The organism is Hymenobacter sp. B81 (assembly GCF_044628455.1).
Classification (GTDB): Bacteria; Bacteroidota; Bacteroidia; order Cytophagales; family Hymenobacteraceae; genus Solirubrum.
Map to the genome: position 1 here is coordinate 1,316,275 of NZ_JBIYZW010000002.1, position 18,670 is coordinate 1,334,944.

Here is an 18,670-nt window from a genome sequence, read left to right on the forward strand (position 1 = left end):
GGGCTGGCCATCCTCCTCACCCAACCTGCCTGCCCGTGGTACCCGATCTGGAAGCGCTAACCTCAAACGACCGCGTGCACATTGTGTGCGCCGAGCCCAGCATTGCCAACCACTTCCTCGCCGAGCTGCGCGACGTGACGGTGCAGCGCGACTCGCTGCGCTTCCGCCGCAACCTGCAGCGCCTGGGCGAAATCATTGCCTACCGCATCAGCTCGCAGCTCGACTACACCCACAAAACCGTGCAGACTCCCCTGGCCGAGTCGACGGGCGAGCTGCTGAGCGACTTTCCGGTGCTGGCCACCGTGCTGCGCGCCGGCCTGCCCTTTCACCAAGGCTTCCTGAACTACTTCGACCAGTCGCCCTCGGCCTTCGTGGCCGCCTACCGCATCGAGGCCACCTCGCGGGTGGAGGTGCAGGTCGACTACCTCTCGGCCCCCAACCTCGACGGCCGCGTGCTCATCCTGGCCGACCCCATGCTGGCCACCGGCAAGTCGCTGGCCCTTACCTACCGCGCCATGCTGCGCTTTGGGCGGCCCCGGCAGGTGCACATTGCCGCCGTCATTGCCTCGCCCGAGGGCGTGCGCCACGTGATGCAGGAGGTACCCGAGGCCCAGCTCTGGCTGGCGGCCCTCGACGAGCGCCTCAACGAGCACGCCTACATCGTGCCCGGCCTGGGCGACGCCGGCGACCTGGCCTACGGCAGCAAGCTTTGATTTAACCCAGTAATAATGAACCCAAACGTAGAAGCGGGGGTATTAAAACTCCTGCTTCGGCGTTAGCTGCGCAGCTGTTCGCTTTTCCCGCTGCTTCCGTGTTACCGCACCTTCTCAAATACGCCTCGGTTTTCCTGCTGAGCATGGTCAAGTTCATCGGCGGCCCCGTAACGGGCGCGGCCGCGGGGCTGTCGTTTGCGCAGACCCTGGCCCTCACGGTGGCGGGCATGATGACCAGCGTGGCGGTGTTTTCGGGGGTGGGCCGGGCCTGGGCCGCGCACCTGCAGCGCCGCCGCCGCCTGCGCCACCAGCCGGTGTTCACCCGGCGCACCCGCACCATCGTGCGCGTGTTTCAGCGCTTCGGCATCAGCGGCATTGCCTTTCTCACGCCCATTCTGTTCACGCCCATCGGCGGTACCGTGCTGGCCACCATGCTGGGCGTGCGGCGGCAGCAGATTCTGCTGCACATGTTCTGGAGCGCGCTGCTGTGGGGCGCGGCCTTCACCTTCCTGAGCATCAAGTTCAGCCACCTGCCCATCTTCCACCGCTAAGGCACGGGCAAGGCTGGCCGGCTACTCTCCCGTCCAGCCCTGCTCGCGCAGGTAGGCGTCAAAGCCGGGGTAGGAGAGGGCGGCCACTACCGGCCCCGTGGTTTTGTGGGCCGAAATATCGGTGACCACGCCGGCCAGCACGGCAATGCGGCCGTCGGGGGCGGTTTCCACCACCACGTTCTGGCGCAGCACCCGCACGTAGTGGCCGTGGGCGTGGCGCAGGCGGAAATCCACGGTGTAGCTCAGCCCGGCGAGCGACACGCCTTCGCGGGCCAGAAACGCGAGGGCCAGCTCACTGGCCCGGCTTACCAGCGGGGCGTCATCAGGGTGCAGGCGGTCGTAGAAGCGTCGCATGTTCAGCTCGGCGGCCGCAACGCCCAGCACCTTTTCCACGCCGGGGCTGAGGTAGAGGTAGCCGTCGGGCTGGCGCAGCACGTCGTAGGCAAACACGAAACAGTCGCGCTCCAGCGCCGCCCAGATGTGTGCGGGCACTTGCTCCGCCGCGGCTGGTTCGCCGTCGTCGAGGCTGCCATTGACGGTGCGCCAGGCGCTCAGCACATGGCTCAGAAAGGGATTCGGCGACGAGGAGCTTCCGGTTGACATGGCGGCGGGGCTGAAGTGAAGCGGACCCGGGGAAGATACCCATTTCCGCTTCTACTCCGACCGGGGGGCTACTTGCGCCGGCTGTTGCGGGCGCGGGCGGCCTTGGCCGCCTTCACCGAGGGCTTGGAGGCGCTGCGCTTGGAGGGGTTGGCCTTGCCGCCCTTCTTGCTTTTCTGCGGCCCCTCGTAGGTTTTGCCGGTGCGCTTGTCGATGGTTTCGCCGGTCTTGAGCCACTCCTGCTTGTCGTGGAAGGCGCCCTTGAAGTCGGGGTCGAGGCGGCGGCGCTGGGTGTCCAGCTCCTTGGCAATGGCCTGCTGCTCGTCGAACAGGGTTTCGGCAATCTTGACCTCGGGCGGAATGGGCAGCTCGGGAATCTGCTGCTTGATCAGCTCCTCGATGCGCCCGACGTGGTGCACCTCGGCCTCGTTGACGAAGGTAATGGCCGCCCCGGTGTGCTGGGCTCGCCCCGTGCGCCCGATGCGGTGCACGTAGTCGTCGTAGACCAGCGGCACGTCGAAGTTGATGACGTGGCTCACCTGGGGCACGTCGATGCCGCGGGCGGCCACGTCGGTAGCCACCAGGAAGCGCAGCTCGCCGGCCTTGAAGGCCTCCATGCTGTTGATGCGCACGTTCTGGCCCTTGTTGCCGTGAATGGCGCGCACCTCGCCCGTGACTTTGCGCGCCAGGAAGTGGGCCACGTTTTCGGCGTGCTCCTTGGTGCGGCAGAAGATCATCACCCGGTGAAACGTCTCTTGGTCGCGGAACAGGTAGCCCAGCAGGTTGATCTTGGTCACGAGGTTGGGCACGCGGTACATGGTCTGCGTTACCGTCTGGGCCGGCTGGGCCGGGGGCGTTACTTCCACGCGCACCGGAAACTCGAGGAATTCCTCGCTGAGGGTCGTCACCTTGTCGGGCATGGTGGCCGAGAACAGCACGTTCTGGCGCTTGCGCGGAATGACTTCGAGCAGGCGCCGGATCTGGGGCATGAAGCCCATGTCCATCATCTTGTCGGCCTCGTCGAGCACCAGGGTTTTCAGCTCCTTCAGCACCAGGTCGCCCTTCAGGTACAGCTCCATCAGGCGGCCGGGCGTGGCAATGAGAATGTCGACGCCGCGGGCAATGGTTTCGATCTGCGTTTTCGGCCCCAGCCCGCCGTAGATGGCAAAAATGCGCAGGTCGGTGTGCACGGCCAGCTTCTGCAGGTGGGCTTCCAGCTGCATGGCCAGCTCGCGGGTGGGCGCCATCACCAGGGCCCGCGGGTGGGTACCCTGGGCGTATTTCACTTTCATCAGCAGCGGCAGGCCGAAAGCGGCGGTTTTGCCGGTACCGGTCTGGGCAATGCCCAGTACGTCGTGGCCGGCCAGCAGCAGCGGAATGGTTTGCTGCTGCACGGGCGTGGGCTCGGTAAAGCCCGCTTCGGCCACGGCCATAAGCAACTGCTTGTTCAGCTTGAAGTCGTCGAAGGAAGCAGCGGCGGGAGTCTCGTTCATAGAGCAAAGGTACCGCTTCGGGGCGCGAATGGTTGGACCAGCTAAGCCGGGGCGTTTTTCGTCCGGCTCAATAGTGCTTATCTGATAAATAATGGTGAAATTCAGCAACACACCATTCCGGCTTTGTTATGCGTCTGCCTGCCTACCCGGGGCTGCTGCTGGCCTGCTGCCTGAGCGCCTGCGAGAGTCCCAAATCCGCCGCCGGCGAAGCCGCCGCCGGCACCACCGCTCCGGCTGCCACTTCCCAAACTTCCCCGGCCATGTCCACTTCCCAGAACGCGGCAGTTCCCGCCACCGCGGCTTCGGCCGCCCAGGGTACCGCCGAAGCCCCGTACCGCCTGCTGGGCATCATCGACCCCGATCTGAACAACGTGGTGGCCTTCGCCCTGAAGGTGCCGCGCGACTGGCAGGCCAAGCAGTCGTTTAAGCGCAAGTGGAACGGCGCCGTGCCGAGTCCGCAGATCTACCTCGCGCTTCGCTCGCCCGATGGCAATCAGCAGATCGAATACCTGCCGGCCATGGAATACACCTACAGCGAGGGGCCGATGACGAACAACATGCGTGCCCAGATGCAAAGCATGGGCATTCCCAATACCAACCCCGCCGAACTGGCGCCCATGTCGGCCCTGGTGTACATCAAGCGGGTGCTGCTGCCCGAGCTGGCCCGCCGCGGCCTGCAGCTGCGCGACCTGCAAAACGAAACCGCCGTGCCCCCCAAGCCCGCCGAAAACCAGGTGGTCAACTCCAGCGCCTACCTCGACGGCGTGCTGGGCAACGGGCGCAGGGCCCGGGTGGAGTGCCGCCTGAGCCTGCAAACCATGCGCAGCAACGGCGAAACCTATTACGCCTGGCAGGTGGTGCCTTCCATCACCCAAACCAGCGGCGACCTGGCCGCCAGCTACGCCCATACCCGGGTGGCGCAGGAGTCCATCGTGCGCAACCCCGAGTGGCAGCGGCTCAACAGCGACGTGGTGCAGCGCGGACAGCGGGCCAATCTGCAGGCCGGCGAGCAAAACCTGGCCGATCAGCAGCGTTGGGCCGATATCAGCCGGCGCGGCCACGAAACCCGTATGGCCGACATTCAGCGGCAGGGCGCGGCCAACACGGCCGCCTACCAGGACCGTATGAACCAGATGGACCAGCAGCACAGCGCCTACCTGGACCGCTCGCGCAGCCAGGACCGCCAGCACGAGTACGCGGTGGACGCCATCCGGGAAAAAGAAAAATACGCCGACCCCAGCACCGGCGAGTGGGTGAAAGTAGACGCCGGCTACAACCACGTATATACCGACGGGCAAGGCCGTTACTACGGCAGCAACACACCCATCAACGCCGGCTCGGTGAACTGGCAGGAGCTGCAGCGCGTGGCCCTGAAGGACTACTAAGCGGCCAAAGCAGCCCGCTGGGCGTAGATTTTTTTTGCGGGGAATCATTCCCGTTCTATCTTTGCGCCACTAAAGCCAACACGGTAGGTATAGCTCAGCTGGTTAGAGCGTCGGATTGTGATTCCGAAGGTCGTGGGTTCGAGCCCCATTACTTACCCACTTAAGTCCCCGAAGCCCAGCTCCGGGGACTTTTTTTATGTTGGCCCGGGTTTACCCTGCGCCATTCACTTTTTACTGACCCTTTTTCCGCGTCTATGAGCCTGCTCGTCATTGGTTCCGTGGCCTTCGATGCCATCGAAACGCCCTTCGGCAAAACCGATAAAATCATCGGCGGCGCCGCCACCTTCGTTTCCCTGGCCGCTTCCTACTCCACCAAAAACGTGAAGCTGGTGGCCGTAGTGGGCGACGACTTTCCGCAGCGCGACATCATGACGCTACAGGAGCACGGCGTGGACACCGAAGGTCTGCAGATCAAGCAGGGCGAGAAGTCGTTTTTCTGGTCGGGCAAGTACAACACCGACCTGAACTCGCGCGAGACACTGGTGACCGAGCTGAACGTTCTGGCCGACTTCGACCCCATCATCCCCGACGCCTACCAGGACTGCAAGTATCTGATGCTGGGCAACCTCACGCCCCAGATTCAGCGCCTGGTGATTCAGCGCCTGGTGAACCGCCCCAAGCTCATTGTGATGGACACGATGAACTTCTGGATGGACATTGCCCTGGACGAGCTGCTGCAAACCATTCAGATGGTGGACGTGCTCAGCATCAACGACGAGGAAGCCCGCCAGCTTTCGGGCGAATACTCGCTGGTGAAGGCCGCGCGCAAAATTCTGGCGCTGGGGCCGAAATTCCTGATCATCAAGAAAGGGGAGCACGGCGCCCTACTGTTCCATAAAAAACAGATCTTCTTCTGCCCGGCCCTGCCGCTGGAAGAGGTATTTGACCCCACCGGCGCCGGCGACACCTTCGCGGGCGGCTTCATCGGCCACCTCGCCGCCACCGATGACATCAGCTTCGAGAACATGAAACGCGCCGTGATTCACGGCTCGGCCATGGCCTCGTTCTGCGTGGAGAAATTCGGCACCGAGCGCCTGCTGAACCTGACCCCGGAAGAAATCCAGCAGCGCGAGAAGCAGTTCGGCGACCTGGTGCGCGTGGAAGAAGTATTGGCCCAATAAGGCAACCCGGGGGCCGGGCTTGGGGTAAAAGAGGTATTCGTTTTCCCTAAAACGTCCCGACCATGTCACAGAGCCAGAGCAAACACAACCATAACAAGAACCAGGAGCTGATTCCGAACTCTAACCCGGAGACCCACCTGGAAAACAGCCAGATTCCCTCGTCGAACAGCGGCGGAACCAAGGTGCAGAACGTGAGCCGCAATCCGATTTCCGAAGAAGGCAATCAGACCAAGGGCAACACGCCGGGCGGCAACAAAGACGATGTGCGCTCGGCCAATACCAACAAGCCGCGCAGCAACCCGCAGGGCAACTGGCCCATGTCGGTTGACAAAAGCCAGAAAGGTCCCGGCCGCAAAGGCGACTAAGCCAGGCAATCCGTAAAAAAAGCCCCGCTGGACGTTTCCGGCGGGGCTTTTTTGTGAGCCGCTCAACTAAGCTGCTTTAGTCCGGCAACGTCAGGCGCATAACGCGGGTATCCACGTCGCCGTTGTGGAAAAAGTCCTGCTCGAACAGAATGGTGTGGTTGTTCAGCCAGCGCGGCTGACTCATGCCCCACTCCGTTTGCCGCTCCCACTGCAGCTGCGGGCGGCCGTTCTGCATGCGCCACACCTGCAGGCCGCTGGGCTCGTAGCGGGCCAGCACGTCGGAGGAGCCGCACACGAAGTAGCGGCCGTCGGGTGCAACGGAAGGCGGGCTCCAGACCACCGTCTGGCGGCCGGTGTGCTGGTCGATGAGCAGGAAGTAGCCGCCTTCGTAGAGGTGCACCGCCACCAGCCAGCTATGAATGCCCGGCAGCGCCGCCAGGTACTGGTAGAAGATGTTGCCGGTTTCGGTTTCGACGGGGTTGCTGACCAGGCGCACGGTTTTGCCGTTCTGGCAGCGCAGCTGCAGCGCGTAGCCCTGGCGCTTTACCCGCTCGCCGGCCTGCAGCAGGTGGCGGCGTTCCTCGGCTTCGGGGTCGAACTCGTCGCCTTCAGCCGCTTCCTCACTTACCAGCCAGGGTTGCAGGGGCAGCTTTTCGTAGGTGCCGCGCGGCGCCGGGTACAGCCGCAGCACCCGCCCGTTGACCAGCAGCGTGTCGAAAGTGCCAAAGCGGTAGATGGTGGGCGGTACGGGGCGACTGGGGCCACCCACCGTGCCCGGCAGGGGCGGGGCCGAGCGTGGCACGGTGCCCGGGCGGGCACGCTCCCCCGGCTGCATCCGCAGCGAGCAGGCAGTCAGCAGGCTCAAACCCAGCAGGGCCGGCAGCGGACGAAGCGGAAACATAGGGCGGGGAAGGTGGAAAGGAGAAGCGGAAAAGGTGGCGGGCCCGGGAGCAAAAATTAAAAATCCTGCTTCAGCCACTGCCGGAAACTGGCCTGCTGGGCCGGGGTAGCCGCGGGCAGCTTGTCGACGGTAACCTTATTCCAGTAGCGGGGTGTTGGTTCGGGCGAGATGCTTACCGTCAGCAGCCGATCCTGGCGAAAGACCGTAAAATCGTAGCTGGGCTGCCCGCTGCTGAGCAGGGTTTGCAGGTTCATATCCACGCGGCGGCCGTTCACGGCTACTACCTGGTCGTCCACGGTCAGGCCGCGGGCGGCCGGCGAATCGGGGTAGATGTCGGTTACCTCGGTACGCTCGTTTTTGACGATGGTGCGGAAGCCGAACCGGCCCTCGGAAGCCGAGGCGTTGGGCTGTACCATCAAGGTGCAGCCCACGAAGTGCAGTGCGTCGTCCAGCGGCCCTTCCAGCTCGGCCGTGCCATAGATGTGCTGCTCGAAGTACCAGCTCATGTCTTCACCGGCCACTTCCGTTACGAGGCGGCGGTAGTCGTCCTCGGTATAGCCGATGCCGGGCTGGCCGAATTCCAGCCACAGGCGGCGCATCACGTCGTCGAGGCTACGCTGGTGGTTGTGCCGGCGGCGCAGGTGCAGATCAAGCAGCAAAGCCGCCAAAGCACCTTTGTGGTACACCGACACTTTGCGGTCGGGCACGCCGGGCTTGTAGCCGTCGAGCCACAGATCCATGGAAGCGTCGGCCACCGAGAGGTTGTAGCGGCCGTGGTCGTCGTAGTGCTTGCGCAGCACCGTGTTCAGCTCGTCGAAGTACTGCTCGGCGGCGCGCACCCCGGCGCGGGCCAGCAGGTATTCGCCGTAATAGGTGGTAATGCCTTCGGCCACGAAACAGGTGCGGAAGTAATTCTCGCGGGTGTAGTCGTAGGGCATCATCTCGGCGGGCCGGATGGTCTTGATGTTCCAGCAGTGAAACAGCTCGTGGCAGCTCACGCCCAGAAACTCCTTGTACAGCCCCTCGGTCATCAGCAGCTCGGCCGGGCCCAGCACGATGACGGTGGAGGTGAGGTGCTCGACGCCGTGGTAGTGCTTGTAGGGCAGGATTTCGTTGAGGAAATGAAACTCCCGCGCCGGAAACGAGCCGAACAGCCGCAACTGCTCCTCGGTGAAAGCCTGGAAGTCGCGCAGAATCACGTCCCAGCGCGGCTGCAGTTCCCCCTGCATCCACACGTGGAAGGGCAGGCCCCCGGCCTCGTAACGGGCGTGGTGCAGCGTGGGGGAGGCAATCAGCGGCGAATCTACCAGCTCGTCGAACGAGGCGGCCTGGAGCACGTGCGGCGCCAATTGCTTCATGCCGCAGGCCACCTGCCAGTTTTCGGGCAACGCCAGGTGCAGCTCGCAGGACTCGGTGCGGCGGCCTTCGGCATACATGAAGCACTGAATCCCGTTCAGGTACAGCTGCGACTCGTCGAGCCAGGAGCCGCCGGCATCCATCTGGTGGGCGTAGAAGTTGTACTGCACCCGCACGGTGCGCCCGGCCGCGTCGGCCACCTGCCAGCGGTCTTTGGTGAGTTTCTGCAGCGACAGGGGCTGCCCGGTAGCCGCGTCGCAGGCTTCCACGCGCTGAATTTTCTGCCCGAAGTTTTGCAGCTCGTAGCGGCCGGGCCGCCAGGCGGGCAATTGCAACTCCAGCGGGGCGGCGTCGGCCGGCACGGCCAGCTGCATTTGCACTTGCAGGTAGAACGTGAGCGGGTTCTGAAAGGAAACGTAGTAGTGAATCATGGGCGGCACCGGGCGCGAAACGCTCTACAAAGCTACGGGGGAATACGCAGGCGAAGGCAGCAAAGTGCGCGGCTGCCCGAACTTTCTTAGCCCCTGAATAGCCGATGCTTGCCTTTGTTGGCGCAAGTTCTTACCTTTGCCGGCCTTACCTAACCGTGCCACGTCATGAAAAGAACGTTTCAGCCTTCGCAGCGCAAGCGTCGTAACAAACACGGCTTCCGTCTGCGCATGGAAACCGCTAACGGCCGCCGCACCCTGGCTGCCCGTCGTAAAAAAGGCCGCAAGCGCCTGACCGTGTCGGACGAAGGCCGTCATAAGCGCTAAACTGCTGACGGCTGCTGCCCCCTCGCCCCAGCTGAACGTTATGACGCCGGGTGCGCGCTCCTACGAATTTCCGAAAGAAGAACACTTGTGCCGCAAGAAGCTCATCGACGAGCTTTTCGGCCAGGGTTCTTCTTTTGGTTTATACCCCCTGCGCCTGGTATGGCGGCCCCGGCCCGAGCTGACTACCACCGAGCCGCCCCAGGTACTGGTAAGCGTATCCAAGCGCAGCTTCAAGCGGGCCGTCGACCGCAACTACCTCAAGCGGCTGTTGCGCGAGGCTTACCGGCTCAACAAACACCGCCTACTCGAAGCCCCGGGCGGCCACGGCGTGGGCCAGCTGGCCATCATCTACACCGGCAAGGAAAAAAAGCCTTTCGCCATCGTGGAGAATAAATTAATTTCAGGGCTGGAGCGTTTGTTACGCACCCCCGGCGGCGGAGCCACGGCCCCCAACGCAACTTCGCCAACGGTCTGAGCGTCTGTCCTGATACAGTTGCCTGCCCTATGAACGTTCGCAAATCTACCCTCGGCCTGCTGGCCGGTGCTACCCTGCTGTTTTCGGCCCAAACGGTTTCGACCGACAGCGAGCGGTACTTCGAAATAGCCAAGAACCTCGACATCTTCGCCACCCTCTTCAAGGAGGTGAACACGTACTACGTGGACGAGGTGACGCCCGCCAAGATGGTGAAGACCGGCATCGACGCGATGCTGAAGTCGCTGGACCCCTACACCAACTATATTCCCGAGGACGACATCGAAGACTTCCGCACCATGACCACCGGCCAGTACGGTGGCATTGGGGCCATTGTGGTGAAGCGCGGCGGCAAGACGGTAGTGCAAACGGCCTACGAGGGCTACCCGGCCCAAAAAGCCGGCCTGCTGCCTGGCGACGAGATTCTGTCGATCAACGGTGTGAGCCTCGACAAGAAAACCAACTCCGACATCAGCAAGCTGCTCAAGGGCCAGGCCAACTCCACCGTGAAGCTGATGGTGACCCGCTACGGGCAGGAGCAGCCGGCCGAAATCAACATTACCCGCGACAAGATTCAGGTGGACAACGTGCCCTACTACGGCATGCTCACCAACGACATCGGCTACTTCCAGCTCTCGGGCTTTACCGTGGACGCGGCCCGCGAGGTGCGTAATGCCGTGACCAAGCTCAAGGAGCAGGGCGCCAAGAAAATCGTGTTCGACCTTCGCGACAATCCCGGTGGCCTGCTCAACGAGTCGGTGAACATCTCCAACCTGTTTGTCGACAAGGGGCTCGACATCGTGAGCACCAAGGGCAAGGTGACCGAGTGGAACAAAACCTACAAGGCCCTCGACGCCCCGCTCGACACCCAGATTCCCTTGGCCATCATCACCTCCAACCGCTCGGCCTCGGCTTCCGAAATTGTGACGGGGGTGATGCAGGACTACGACCGCGCCGTCATCATTGGGGAGCGGACCTTCGGCAAGGGGCTGGTGCAGGCCACCCGCCCGCTGAGCTACAACTCGCAGCTGAAGGTGACTACCGCCAAGTACTACATTCCCAGCGGCCGCTGCATCCAGGAAATCGACTATGCTCACCGCGCCGACGACGGTTCGTTGGGCAAGTTTCCCGATTCGCTGCGCACGGCATTCAAAACCCAGGCCGGCCGCGTGGTGTACGACGGCGGCGGCGTGGCCCCCGACGTGGAGGTGAAAGACCCCGAAATTGCGGAAATCACCCGCGTGCTGCTCCAGAAAAACTACCTCTTCGACTTCGCCACCCGCTACCGGGCCGAGCACCCCACCATTGCGCCGGCCCGCGAGTTTCAGCTCAGCGACGCCGACTACCAGAAGTTCGTGCAGTTTCTGCAGGGCAAGGACATCAACTACTCCACCCACGTAGAAAAAGCCCTGGCCAGCCTCTCCAAGGAAGCCAAGGACGAAAAGCACTACGACGACGTGAAGGCCGAGCTGGAAGCCATCCGCAAAAAGGTGTCGACCAACAAGAGCAACGACCTGGTGCGCTTCAAGCCCGAAATCCGGGAGCTGCTCGAGCAGGAAATCGTGTCGCGCTACTACTTCCAGAAGGGTGGCATCGAGGCCTCGTTCGACGACGACCCCAACATCCTGGCCGCCGTGCAGGTGCTCAACGACCAGCCCCGCTACGCCTCCCTGCTCAAGCCCGGCGGCAAATCGGCCAGCGCCATGAAAAGCTCCGGCACCACCAGCAACAAGCAGTAGCCCGCCGGGCCCTACCTTTGCCTCTCGAAAGCAGACCTCACCGCGGGTCTGCTTTTTTGTTGCCTTCCTCCGTCCATGACCAACCCCGTCCTGCAAGCCAAACATTGGCAAATCTTTCTGCTGCTCGCGGCTCCCACCGTGCTCAGTTGGTTTGTACGCGACGAACTGGTCAGCGACGTGCTGGCGCTGCTGACGAGCGGTTTGGTGCTCATCTGGCTGGGCCTGCTGGGCAATAGCCTGTACCTAGAAGATGGGCCACGCTACAAATTCAATGTTGCCTGGTTTCTGTTTGACGTAGTAGTCGTGTTAGTGGCATTGGCAGTCAGCTTGCTGCTGGCAAGCGACGATTTCCACGTCACGGGTACTTCCATTAAAGCCAAAGGCTGGGCCATGCTGCCCATGCTCTACGTGCTGTTTGCCCGTTGGCATACCGTTTGGCTGCCGGCCGCGCTGCTGGTTGCCATTGAGCAGAAGCGGCGCCCCAGTTTAGGCGAATACACCATCCCTTTTCTGTTGCTGGCAAACTGGCCCATCGGCATCTGGTTTATTCAGCCCCGCATCAACCGCCTCTACGCCGCCCGGCAAGCCGACTCGCCGGAGTATTCTCGTTCCTGACTTAGCAAAAGGCATCGAATCCTAAGCCGCCCTGCAGGGTGTGGTATAAACGCGCCTCAGCCAATTCCCCAGCCGCGTAGCGGCGCCATAATGGTAGAAGGCCGGCTTTGGCATATTCCTGAGCGGCCACGCAGCGGCACGTTTCCGCCCCGGAGGGTGCCGCTGCACGGCCGCTCGGTTGTTCCCATAGGCCAAAGGCTACTTACGGGGCGCGGCTCTACGGCTGGGCTGCTGCGCAGAAAGCTTCCGACCGGCGTATTTTTGCTCGCCATGCCCCTCATCCTCGCCCTCGAAACGTCTTCGCCCGTCTGCTCGGTAGCCCTGCTGCACGACGGCGCCCTGCTGGCCGCCTCCGAGCTGCGCCTCGACAAGTCGCACTCCTCGCACCTCACCGTGCTCATCGAGCAGATGCTCTCGAATACTGGCTTTACGCTCGCGCAGCTGTCGGCCGTGGCCGTGGCCGACGGGCCGGGCTCCTACACTGGCCTGCGCATTGGCGCCGCCGCGGCCAAGGGGCTGTGCTACGCCCTGGGCTTGCCGCTGCTGGCGGTGGGCACCCTGCCCGCCCTGGCGCACCAGGTAGCTCGGCAGATACCCGGCGCCGCCGGCTACCGCTTCGCGCCCCTGCTCGATGCCCGCCGCATGGAGGTGTACGCCGCCCTGTACCGCGCCGACGGCACCGAGCTGCTGGCCCCCGCACCCCTCATTCTCAGCCCCGAGAGCTTCGCCGCCGAACTGGCCGAGGGGCCGGTGGTGTTTTTTGGCAGCGGCGCGGCCAAGTTTGAGCCCCTGGTGGCCGGGCAGCCCCACGCCCTGTTCGTGGCCGACGTGCAGCCCGCGGCCATTGCCGTGGCCCGGCTAGCCGAAGCCGCCTACGCCCGCCAGGAGTTCCGCGACGTGGCCTACTACGAGCCCTTCTATTTGAAGGAAGTGTACACCACCACCCCCAAGCAGGGCTGAGCGCCCGGTAGGAACTGGCCCGCGAGGGGTAGGAACCCCGGCGCGAGCATTTGCTAGGCCGGCACCGGGGTTCGGAGTGGGCGCGCGGAAGTCATAGGCTTCAGCGCGAGCATCCTGCGCGGCGGCGCGAGCGTCCTGAGGGGGCGCGCGAGTCTCCCAGGCGTTGGCTCGAAGATCCTACGCGTCAGCGCAAGCATTTTTCGGGCTGCGGCCGCGGCGGCGCCGAGGGCGTAGCGGGGCAGGCACGCGGCGGTTACCTTTGCCGCGGCGCCGGGCACCGAACGAAACCCGCCGGGCGTTGTTTTACCGGCAGCGGCCCCGGCGGCCGTCGCTAGCCAGCTTACCACCATGGACGAAATCATTAACCGCGTGGCGCAAAGCGCCCTGGTCAGCTTCAACCTCGAAGACCTCAAGCACCCCGGCGAGCGGGTGGTGTACGACATCAAGGACAACCTCTTCCACGGCTTGATCCTGCGCGAAAAGGACTTCCGCGACTTCGTGAAAACCCACGACTGGAGCCAGTACGCCGGCAAGAACGTGGCCATCATCTGCTCGGCCGACGCCATTGTGCCCACCTGGGCCTACATGCTGCTGGCCTCGAAGCTGCAGGGCCATGCCCACCGCTACGTGTTCGGCTCGCTCGACGCCCTGGAGCAGGAGCTGTTCCACGAGGCCATTGCCGCCGTCAATGCCGAGGACTACCGCGACGCCAAGGTGGTGGTGAAGGGCTGCGGCCAGGACCCCGTGCCCACCTACGCCTACGTGGCCATCATGCAGAAGCTGCTGCCGGTAGCTGCCAGCCTGATGTACGGCGAGCCGTGCAGCACCGTGCCTCTGTACAAGCGCCCCAAGGCGTAACCGAACCCAGTCGTGAGCCTGCGGCGAAGCCGGAGGACCTTTCCCCGCGTACCCCCGGTGCGTGACTCCGACTAAGTCGGCAGCGGGAAGGTCCTCCGGCTTTGTTGCGGGATGCCGTTCTTTATCCCGCATCTTTACCACCCATCCTGCGCGCATGAATCAACCCCCGCCCAGCGTTCCGGTCTACCGCATCGGCCTCTACACCGGCATTGCCATTGTGGTGGCCAACATGGTGGGCACGGGGGTGTTTACCAGCCTGGGCTTTCAGGTACTCAGCATCGAAAGCGGCTTTGCCTTGCTCATGCTGTGGCTGGTGGGCGGGCTGATTGCCCTGTGCGGGGCGCTGTGCTACGGCGAGCTGGCGGCCGCGCTGCCGCGCTCGGGGGGCGAGTACCACTATTTGTCGCGCATCTACCACCCGGCAGTAGGCTTTTTGTCGGGCTGGGTGTCGGCCACGGTGGGCTTTGCCGCTCCCACGGCGCTGGCGGCCATGGCCCTGGGGCGCTACGCGGTCAGCGTGTGGCCGGGGCTGCACGCGGGGGGGCTGTCGTTGGCGGTGGTGGTGCTCATCACGGCCGTGCACGTGCGCAGCGCCCGGGCGGGCAGCCGCTTTCAGGTGGCGGCCACGGCCCTCAAGGTGGGGCTGCTGCTGTTGTTCATCGGGGCCGGGCTGCTGGCCGAGCCGCAGCCCCTGCGCTTCGTGCCCACCGCGGTAGATTGGCAGCAGCTGTTGTCGCCGGCCTTCGCGGTGTCGCTCATTTACGTGTCGTACGCCTACTCGGGCTGGAACGCGGCGGTGTATTTGGCCGGCGAAGTGGAGCAGCCCCAGCGCAGCCTGCCCCGCATGCTGCTGGTGGGAACGGCCGTGGTGGTGGCCCTGTACGTGCTGCTGAACTACGTGTTTCTGCGCACCACGCCGCTGGGTACGCTGGCCGGGCAGCTGGAAGTGGGCTACCTCTCGGCCAACCAGATTTTCGGAGTGGGCATCGGGCAGCTCATGGGTGCCGTCATTGCCTTGCTGCTGGTGTCCACCGTCAGCTCCATGATTTTTGCCGGCCCGCGCATCACCCAGACCATGGGCGAAGATTTGCCGGCCCTACGCTGGCTGGGGCGGCGCAACCGGCGCGGGCTGCCGGTACGGGCCACGCTGCTGCAATCGGGGCTCACGGTGCTGTTCATCATCACGGCCACCTTCGAGCAGGTGCTCGTGTACGCGGGCTTTGTGCTGAACTTGTTCACCTTTCTGACGGTGCTGGGCTTGTTTGTGCTGCGCTGGCGGCAGCCCGAGTTGCCGCGGCCCTACCGTACCTGGGGCTACCCGCTCACGCCGCTGGTGTTTCTGGCCCTGAGCGGCTGGACGCTGCTTTTTCTGCTGCGCGACAAATTCCTGGAGTCGGTGCTGGGGCTGGCTACCGTGCTGCTGGGCCTGCTGGTGTACGGGCTGGTGGTGGGCGTGGGTCGGCTGCGCCCGCAGCCGCCGGTAGGGTAGGGGGGTAGTGGGCTAGTAGGCTGAGGCGGGCCCGGGGTAAGCTGGCTGCCGCCCGCGTGGTTCGCTATCTTGCCAGCCCCATTAGCTACATCCTTCCCATGCCCGCTCTGCTGCGCCGGTACTGGGTGGCGGGCGCCCTGCTGGTCACCGCCGCCTGCTCCGACCCCCAACCCGCCGCTACCGAAACTGCCCGCCCGGCTCCCGCCGCCGATACGGCCGTAGTGCGCCCCGCCGCGCCCACCCCGCCACCTGCCCCCGACACCACCGCCGTGCACGACGTGGCCGCTTTTCTGGCCGGCCTGCCCGTGAGCCAGGGCTCGGAACTGCGCGCCCTCACGGCCGGCCCCGAGTGGCAGCGCTTCGCCGCCGATGCCGACCGCAGCTGGCAGCAGTACCACGGCACCCGTACCGATAAGATGGAAACCTGGGCCCGGCAGGAGCTGGACTCGGTGCGCCGCCTCAGCCCGGTGGTGTTCTACCCCTTCAGCGGCCCCGATTTTCTGAACGCGGCCACTGTATTCCCCGGCAGCAGCACTTATGTCTTGGTAGGCCTCGAGCCGGTGGGCTCGGTGCCCGGGGCGGCCTCGCTGCAAAACCCGCGGCTGTTCTCGGCCGTGAAAACCTCGCTCTGGTCGGTGCTCAACTTCAATTTCTTCCGCACCAACAGCATGGCCGTCGACCTGAAATCGGTGGAGCTGGACGGGGCTCTGCCGCTTATCCTGCTGTTTGCCGCCCGCACCCAGCACCAGGTTACCGGCGTGCAGTACGTGCAGCTCGACCGGGAAGGCCAGCTACAACCCGCCGACTCCCTCGCTGCCGCCTCGAAGCTGATTCCCGGGGTAGAGGTGCAGCTGCGCTCGGCTGCGGGGCAGGAAAAGAAAGTGTATTACTTCTCCGCTGACCTCGGCGACTGGAAGCTCACCCAGACCAAGGGCGCCGTGCTGCAGTACGTGCGCAGCCTCGGCCCGCTGACCACCTACGTGAAGTCGGCTACCTACCTCATGCACAAGCCCTACTTCAGCCAAGTACGTAACCTCATCCTGGAGCGCAGCCGCTACGTGCTGCAGGACGACTCGGGCATTGCCATGAAGTACTTCCAGCCCGCTGACTGGCGCTTCGTGCACTACGGCACCTACCAGAAGCCGATTCCGATGTTTGCCATGTACTACCAGCCCGTTCTCACCCAAGCCTACCAGGATTCGGTGCGCAAGCCGCGGCCGTTGCCCTTCGGCACGGGTTACAACTGGCGAGTCAACGCCTCCAACCTATTGCTCGCTACGCGGCGGCAAACCCCCGCTGAATAGTCCTAGCGAGTACAAGGCAATTGAGAGAGTACAAACGAGTAATAAAACAGGCGTGAGATGATGCTGGGGCTGGGCTGGAACGCGTGGAAGCTGCTGGGGCTGATTGCCCTCAAGAGCCTTGCGCCCTTGCAGCAGCCTGCCTCCCCGGAGCTCGGCCGCCCGGCGCCGCAGTTTGCCAACCCCCTTGACAGCATTCTGCGCCGCACCCCGGCTCTGGCGCCGGTGGTCAGCCGGGCGGCCCATTACGAGCTGCAGGTCATCTACACCCGCATCGACCGCGACGCGCAACGGCGTGCCCACCTCACCCAGTACAGCTACCGGCTAGACGAGCGAGCTTACTTCAACCCGGCCAGCTTGGTGAAGCTGCCCGTAGCGGTACTGGCTCTGGAAAAGCTGAACCGCCTGCGGGCCCAGGTGCCGCAACTCACGCGCAACACCATTATGGCTACCGGCGCTGCCGGCCGCTGCCAGACCGTCGCACCCTTCGCCGCCCCTGCCGACTCGGATCGGGTAGCCAGCGTGGGGAACTATATCAAGCGCATGCTGCTGGTCAGCGACAACCAAGCCTACAACCGCCTCTACGAGTTTCTGGGCCAAGAATACCTGCACCAGCGCCTGCGCCAGCTGGATCTGCCGCAAGTGCGCATCACCCGCCGCTTTGCCCCCTGCGACACCGCGGCCAACCGCTGCACCAATCCCATTACCTTTCACGACGGCGCCGGTACTATTATATATAAGCAGCCGGCCGCCTGCAATCAGGAGGTCTTGCGCCCCCCCATCGGCCGCGTGCTGAAAGGACGGGCCCATCAGGTCGTAGGGAAAGTAGTACCGAGGCCCTACGACTTCACCACAGCTAATTACCTGCCCCTGCAAAGCGTACACGACCTGCTATCGGCCATCGTACTACCCGACAACTCTACTCTCAGTAACAAGCTCGGGTTGGCCCCAACCGATTATGCGTTCCTGCGCTACTATCTGGGAGCTACTCCGTCGGAATCGGGCTTCAACCTTTATGCTGCTCCACGCTATTTCGCGGCCTATAAAAAGTACCTGTACTACGGCCGCTCCCCGCAAATCGCACCGCAGCCAAATCTGCGCCTGTATAATATAGTAGGCATGTCGCACGGCTACCTGTCCGACTGCGCCTATTTTATCGACGAGTCAGCAGGAGTGGAGTTCCTACTTAGCGCCGTTGTTTACGTCAACTCCGACGGGATTATCAACGACGGCCACTATGAGTATGACACAGTCGGGCTCCCTTTCCTGGCGCACTTAGGACAGGCTTTTTACCGCTATGAGCAGCAAAGAAGCCGAATGGCGCAACCGTGATGGAAAATGTTTAAAATAATATGACTCGCTAAGCCTCACAAAATGAGCTTGGTCGACAATCATTCGGGCTGGGACAGGACTAAAATGGCAGCTACACCTTGCAAAGGCCGGAAAGAGCGTGCACCTTTGCACTCCCAATCCGAAACGCGGGTTGCTCAACCACTACTGTACGACGCCTGAGCAGTCAGGTTTCAGCAATAGTAAGAAGTTGAAAAGTTTTTTTTGGGGTTGGGTCTTGCTTCAGCGGCGCCGGTTTGGTTACCTTTGCAGCCCGCTTCGTTCGGAGGCGGCCGCGAAGGGCTGACGCAGGCACCGCGAAAAAAAAGCGGGCCGGGAACTTGGAAAGAGCGGGGTGCGGTTGCTACCTTTGTCGTCCGGTTTCGCCGCCCGGTCGGGGCGGCTCGCCGCTTCGGGCGACGGAAAAAAACTTGCCCGGGGACTTGCAGCTACCGAAAGAAGGTGGTACCTTTGCCACCCCAAACACAACAACGGCCGCCACACGGGTGGTCAACGATCCGAAGCAGTAGGCTTCGGCACGGAATCCAGATGGGATTCGCACGTTCTTTGAGAGAGTGGTGAAAACGACAAGGTTGCTGTTTCTTCG

The 18,670-nt window shown here is 63.6% G+C and carries 18 protein-coding genes and 1 tRNA gene; 15 read left to right on the top strand and 4 right to left on the bottom strand.

Translation table 11 applies throughout. The features are described 5' to 3' along the window. The first annotated feature begins 35 nt into the window (after nucleotides 1-35). Nucleotides 36-713, top strand: coding sequence for a uracil phosphoribosyltransferase (gene upp / locus ACE191_RS16760; protein WP_400193390.1), 678 nt, complete (start codon nucleotides 36-38; stop codon nucleotides 711-713). A 98-nt stretch (nucleotides 714-811) separates the two neighbouring features. Continuing rightward, nucleotides 812-1,264, top strand: a complete 453-nt coding sequence (locus ACE191_RS16765) for a hypothetical protein (RefSeq protein WP_400193391.1) — start codon at nucleotides 812-814, stop codon at nucleotides 1,262-1,264. A 21-nt stretch (nucleotides 1,265-1,285) separates the two neighbouring features. Here ACE191_RS16765 and ACE191_RS16770 read toward each other — a convergent pair whose 3' ends face one another. Both ACE191_RS16770 and ACE191_RS16775 read right to left on the bottom strand, forming a co-directional pair. Next, entirely contained in the window at nucleotides 1,286-1,867 is a 582-nt protein-coding gene (locus ACE191_RS16770) for a PAS domain-containing protein (RefSeq protein ID WP_400193392.1), read from the bottom strand. A gap of 68 nt (nucleotides 1,868-1,935) precedes the next feature. After that, complete coding sequence (locus ACE191_RS16775) at nucleotides 1,936-3,357, bottom strand: DEAD/DEAH box helicase (protein WP_400193393.1); 1,422 nt, start codon at nucleotides 3,355-3,357, stop codon at nucleotides 1,936-1,938. Between the two features lie 128 nt (nucleotides 3,358-3,485). Here ACE191_RS16775 and ACE191_RS16780 point away from each other — a divergent pair, with 128 nt between their 5' ends. The 4 genes from ACE191_RS16780 to ACE191_RS16795 all read left to right on the top strand — a co-directional run bounded on the left by ACE191_RS16780 (nucleotide 3,486) and on the right by ACE191_RS16795 (nucleotide 6,288). Further along, nucleotides 3,486-4,742, top strand: a complete 1,257-nt coding sequence (locus ACE191_RS16780) for a hypothetical protein (protein ID WP_400193394.1) — start codon at nucleotides 3,486-3,488, stop codon at nucleotides 4,740-4,742. 83 nt (nucleotides 4,743-4,825) lie between these two features. Continuing rightward, nucleotides 4,826-4,899: transfer RNA gene (locus tag ACE191_RS16785), tRNA-His, on the top strand. Between the two features lie 97 nt (nucleotides 4,900-4,996). Then, nucleotides 4,997-5,923 carry a PfkB family carbohydrate kinase gene (locus ACE191_RS16790; RefSeq protein WP_400193395.1) on the top strand — a complete coding sequence of 309 codons (927 nt, stop codon included), beginning with the start codon at nucleotides 4,997-4,999 and terminating at the stop codon, nucleotides 5,921-5,923. A 62-nt stretch (nucleotides 5,924-5,985) separates the two neighbouring features. After that, entirely contained in the window at nucleotides 5,986-6,288 is a 303-nt protein-coding gene (locus tag ACE191_RS16795) for a hypothetical protein (RefSeq protein ID WP_400193396.1), read from the top strand. Between the two features lie 76 nt (nucleotides 6,289-6,364). Here the strand turns inward: ACE191_RS16795 and ACE191_RS16800 are convergent, their stop codons facing one another. Next, entirely contained in the window at nucleotides 6,365-7,189 is an 825-nt protein-coding gene (locus tag ACE191_RS16800) for a hypothetical protein (protein WP_400193397.1), read from the bottom strand. Nucleotides 7,190-7,245: 56 nt separating this feature from the next. Continuing rightward, complete coding sequence (locus ACE191_RS16805; RefSeq protein ID WP_400193398.1) at nucleotides 7,246-8,976, bottom strand: M61 family metallopeptidase; 1,731 nt, start codon at nucleotides 8,974-8,976, stop codon at nucleotides 7,246-7,248. Between the two features lie 165 nt (nucleotides 8,977-9,141). Between ACE191_RS16805 and rpmH the strand changes: the two genes are divergently transcribed. The 9 genes from rpmH (at nucleotide 9,142) to ACE191_RS16850 (ending at nucleotide 18,066) form a co-directional block, all read left to right on the top strand. Beyond that, on the top strand, nucleotides 9,142-9,300 hold the full coding sequence (gene rpmH / locus ACE191_RS16810) for a 50S ribosomal protein L34 (protein WP_151080736.1): 159 nt from the start codon (nucleotides 9,142-9,144) through the stop codon (nucleotides 9,298-9,300). A 40-nt stretch (nucleotides 9,301-9,340) separates the two neighbouring features. Continuing rightward, a complete protein-coding gene (locus tag ACE191_RS16815) occupies nucleotides 9,341-9,775 on the top strand; it encodes a ribonuclease P protein component (protein ID WP_400193399.1) in 435 nt (144 codons plus the stop codon). Between the two features lie 29 nt (nucleotides 9,776-9,804). Then, entirely contained in the window at nucleotides 9,805-11,511 is a 1,707-nt protein-coding gene (locus ACE191_RS16820) for a S41 family peptidase (RefSeq protein ID WP_400193400.1), read from the top strand. A 75-nt stretch (nucleotides 11,512-11,586) separates the two neighbouring features. Continuing rightward, entirely contained in the window at nucleotides 11,587-12,126 is a 540-nt protein-coding gene (locus ACE191_RS16825; RefSeq protein ID WP_400193401.1) for a hypothetical protein, read from the top strand. A gap of 270 nt (nucleotides 12,127-12,396) precedes the next feature. After that, complete coding sequence (tsaB, locus tag ACE191_RS16830) at nucleotides 12,397-13,086, top strand: tRNA (adenosine(37)-N6)-threonylcarbamoyltransferase complex dimerization subunit type 1 TsaB (protein WP_400193402.1); 690 nt, start codon at nucleotides 12,397-12,399, stop codon at nucleotides 13,084-13,086. A 348-nt stretch (nucleotides 13,087-13,434) separates the two neighbouring features. After that, a complete protein-coding gene (locus tag ACE191_RS16835; RefSeq protein WP_400193403.1) occupies nucleotides 13,435-13,944 on the top strand; it encodes a DUF2480 family protein in 510 nt (169 codons plus the stop codon). 154 nt (nucleotides 13,945-14,098) lie between these two features. Beyond that, nucleotides 14,099-15,433, top strand: a complete 1,335-nt coding sequence (locus ACE191_RS16840) for an APC family permease (RefSeq protein WP_400193404.1) — start codon at nucleotides 14,099-14,101, stop codon at nucleotides 15,431-15,433. A gap of 98 nt (nucleotides 15,434-15,531) precedes the next feature. Next, nucleotides 15,532-16,737 (top strand): hypothetical protein, encoded by a 1,206-nt coding sequence (locus ACE191_RS16845; RefSeq protein ID WP_400193405.1) that lies wholly within the window; start codon nucleotides 15,532-15,534, stop codon nucleotides 16,735-16,737. Nucleotides 16,738-16,794: 57 nt separating this feature from the next. Next, nucleotides 16,795-18,066, top strand: coding sequence for a serine hydrolase (locus ACE191_RS16850; protein ID WP_400193406.1), 1,272 nt, complete (start codon nucleotides 16,795-16,797; stop codon nucleotides 18,064-18,066). Nucleotides 18,067-18,670: the final 604 nt, after the last annotated feature.

Excerpts from the sequence above, each read along its gene's own strand:
- ACE191_RS16850 (WP_400193406.1), top strand. The coding sequence starts at position 16,795 with ATGATGCTGGGGCTGGGCTGGAACGCGTGGAAGCTGCTGGGGCTGATT.
- ACE191_RS16770 (WP_400193392.1), bottom strand. The coding sequence starts at position 1,867 with ATGTCAACCGGAAGCTCCTCGTCGCCGAATCCCTTTCTGAGCCATGTG.
- rpmH (WP_151080736.1), top strand. The coding sequence starts at position 9,142 with ATGAAAAGAACGTTTCAGCCTTCGCAGCGCAAGCGTCGTAACAAACAC.
- ACE191_RS16775 (WP_400193393.1), bottom strand. The coding sequence starts at position 3,357 with ATGAACGAGACTCCCGCCGCTGCTTCCTTCGACGACTTCAAGCTGAAC.
- ACE191_RS16780 (WP_400193394.1), top strand. The coding sequence starts at position 3,486 with ATGCGTCTGCCTGCCTACCCGGGGCTGCTGCTGGCCTGCTGCCTGAGC.
- tsaB (WP_400193402.1), top strand. The coding sequence starts at position 12,397 with ATGCCCCTCATCCTCGCCCTCGAAACGTCTTCGCCCGTCTGCTCGGTA.
- ACE191_RS16835 (WP_400193403.1), top strand. The coding sequence starts at position 13,435 with ATGGACGAAATCATTAACCGCGTGGCGCAAAGCGCCCTGGTCAGCTTC.
- ACE191_RS16795 (WP_400193396.1), top strand. The coding sequence starts at position 5,986 with ATGTCACAGAGCCAGAGCAAACACAACCATAACAAGAACCAGGAGCTG.
- ACE191_RS16820 (WP_400193400.1), top strand. The coding sequence starts at position 9,805 with ATGAACGTTCGCAAATCTACCCTCGGCCTGCTGGCCGGTGCTACCCTG.
- ACE191_RS16825 (WP_400193401.1), top strand. The coding sequence starts at position 11,587 with ATGACCAACCCCGTCCTGCAAGCCAAACATTGGCAAATCTTTCTGCTG.
- ACE191_RS16840 (WP_400193404.1), top strand. The coding sequence starts at position 14,099 with ATGAATCAACCCCCGCCCAGCGTTCCGGTCTACCGCATCGGCCTCTAC.
- ACE191_RS16845 (WP_400193405.1), top strand. The coding sequence starts at position 15,532 with ATGCCCGCTCTGCTGCGCCGGTACTGGGTGGCGGGCGCCCTGCTGGTC.
- ACE191_RS16815 (WP_400193399.1), top strand. The coding sequence starts at position 9,341 with ATGACGCCGGGTGCGCGCTCCTACGAATTTCCGAAAGAAGAACACTTG.
- ACE191_RS16790 (WP_400193395.1), top strand. The coding sequence starts at position 4,997 with ATGAGCCTGCTCGTCATTGGTTCCGTGGCCTTCGATGCCATCGAAACG.
- ACE191_RS16805 (WP_400193398.1), bottom strand. The coding sequence starts at position 8,976 with ATGATTCACTACTACGTTTCCTTTCAGAACCCGCTCACGTTCTACCTG.
- ACE191_RS16800 (WP_400193397.1), bottom strand. The coding sequence starts at position 7,189 with ATGTTTCCGCTTCGTCCGCTGCCGGCCCTGCTGGGTTTGAGCCTGCTG.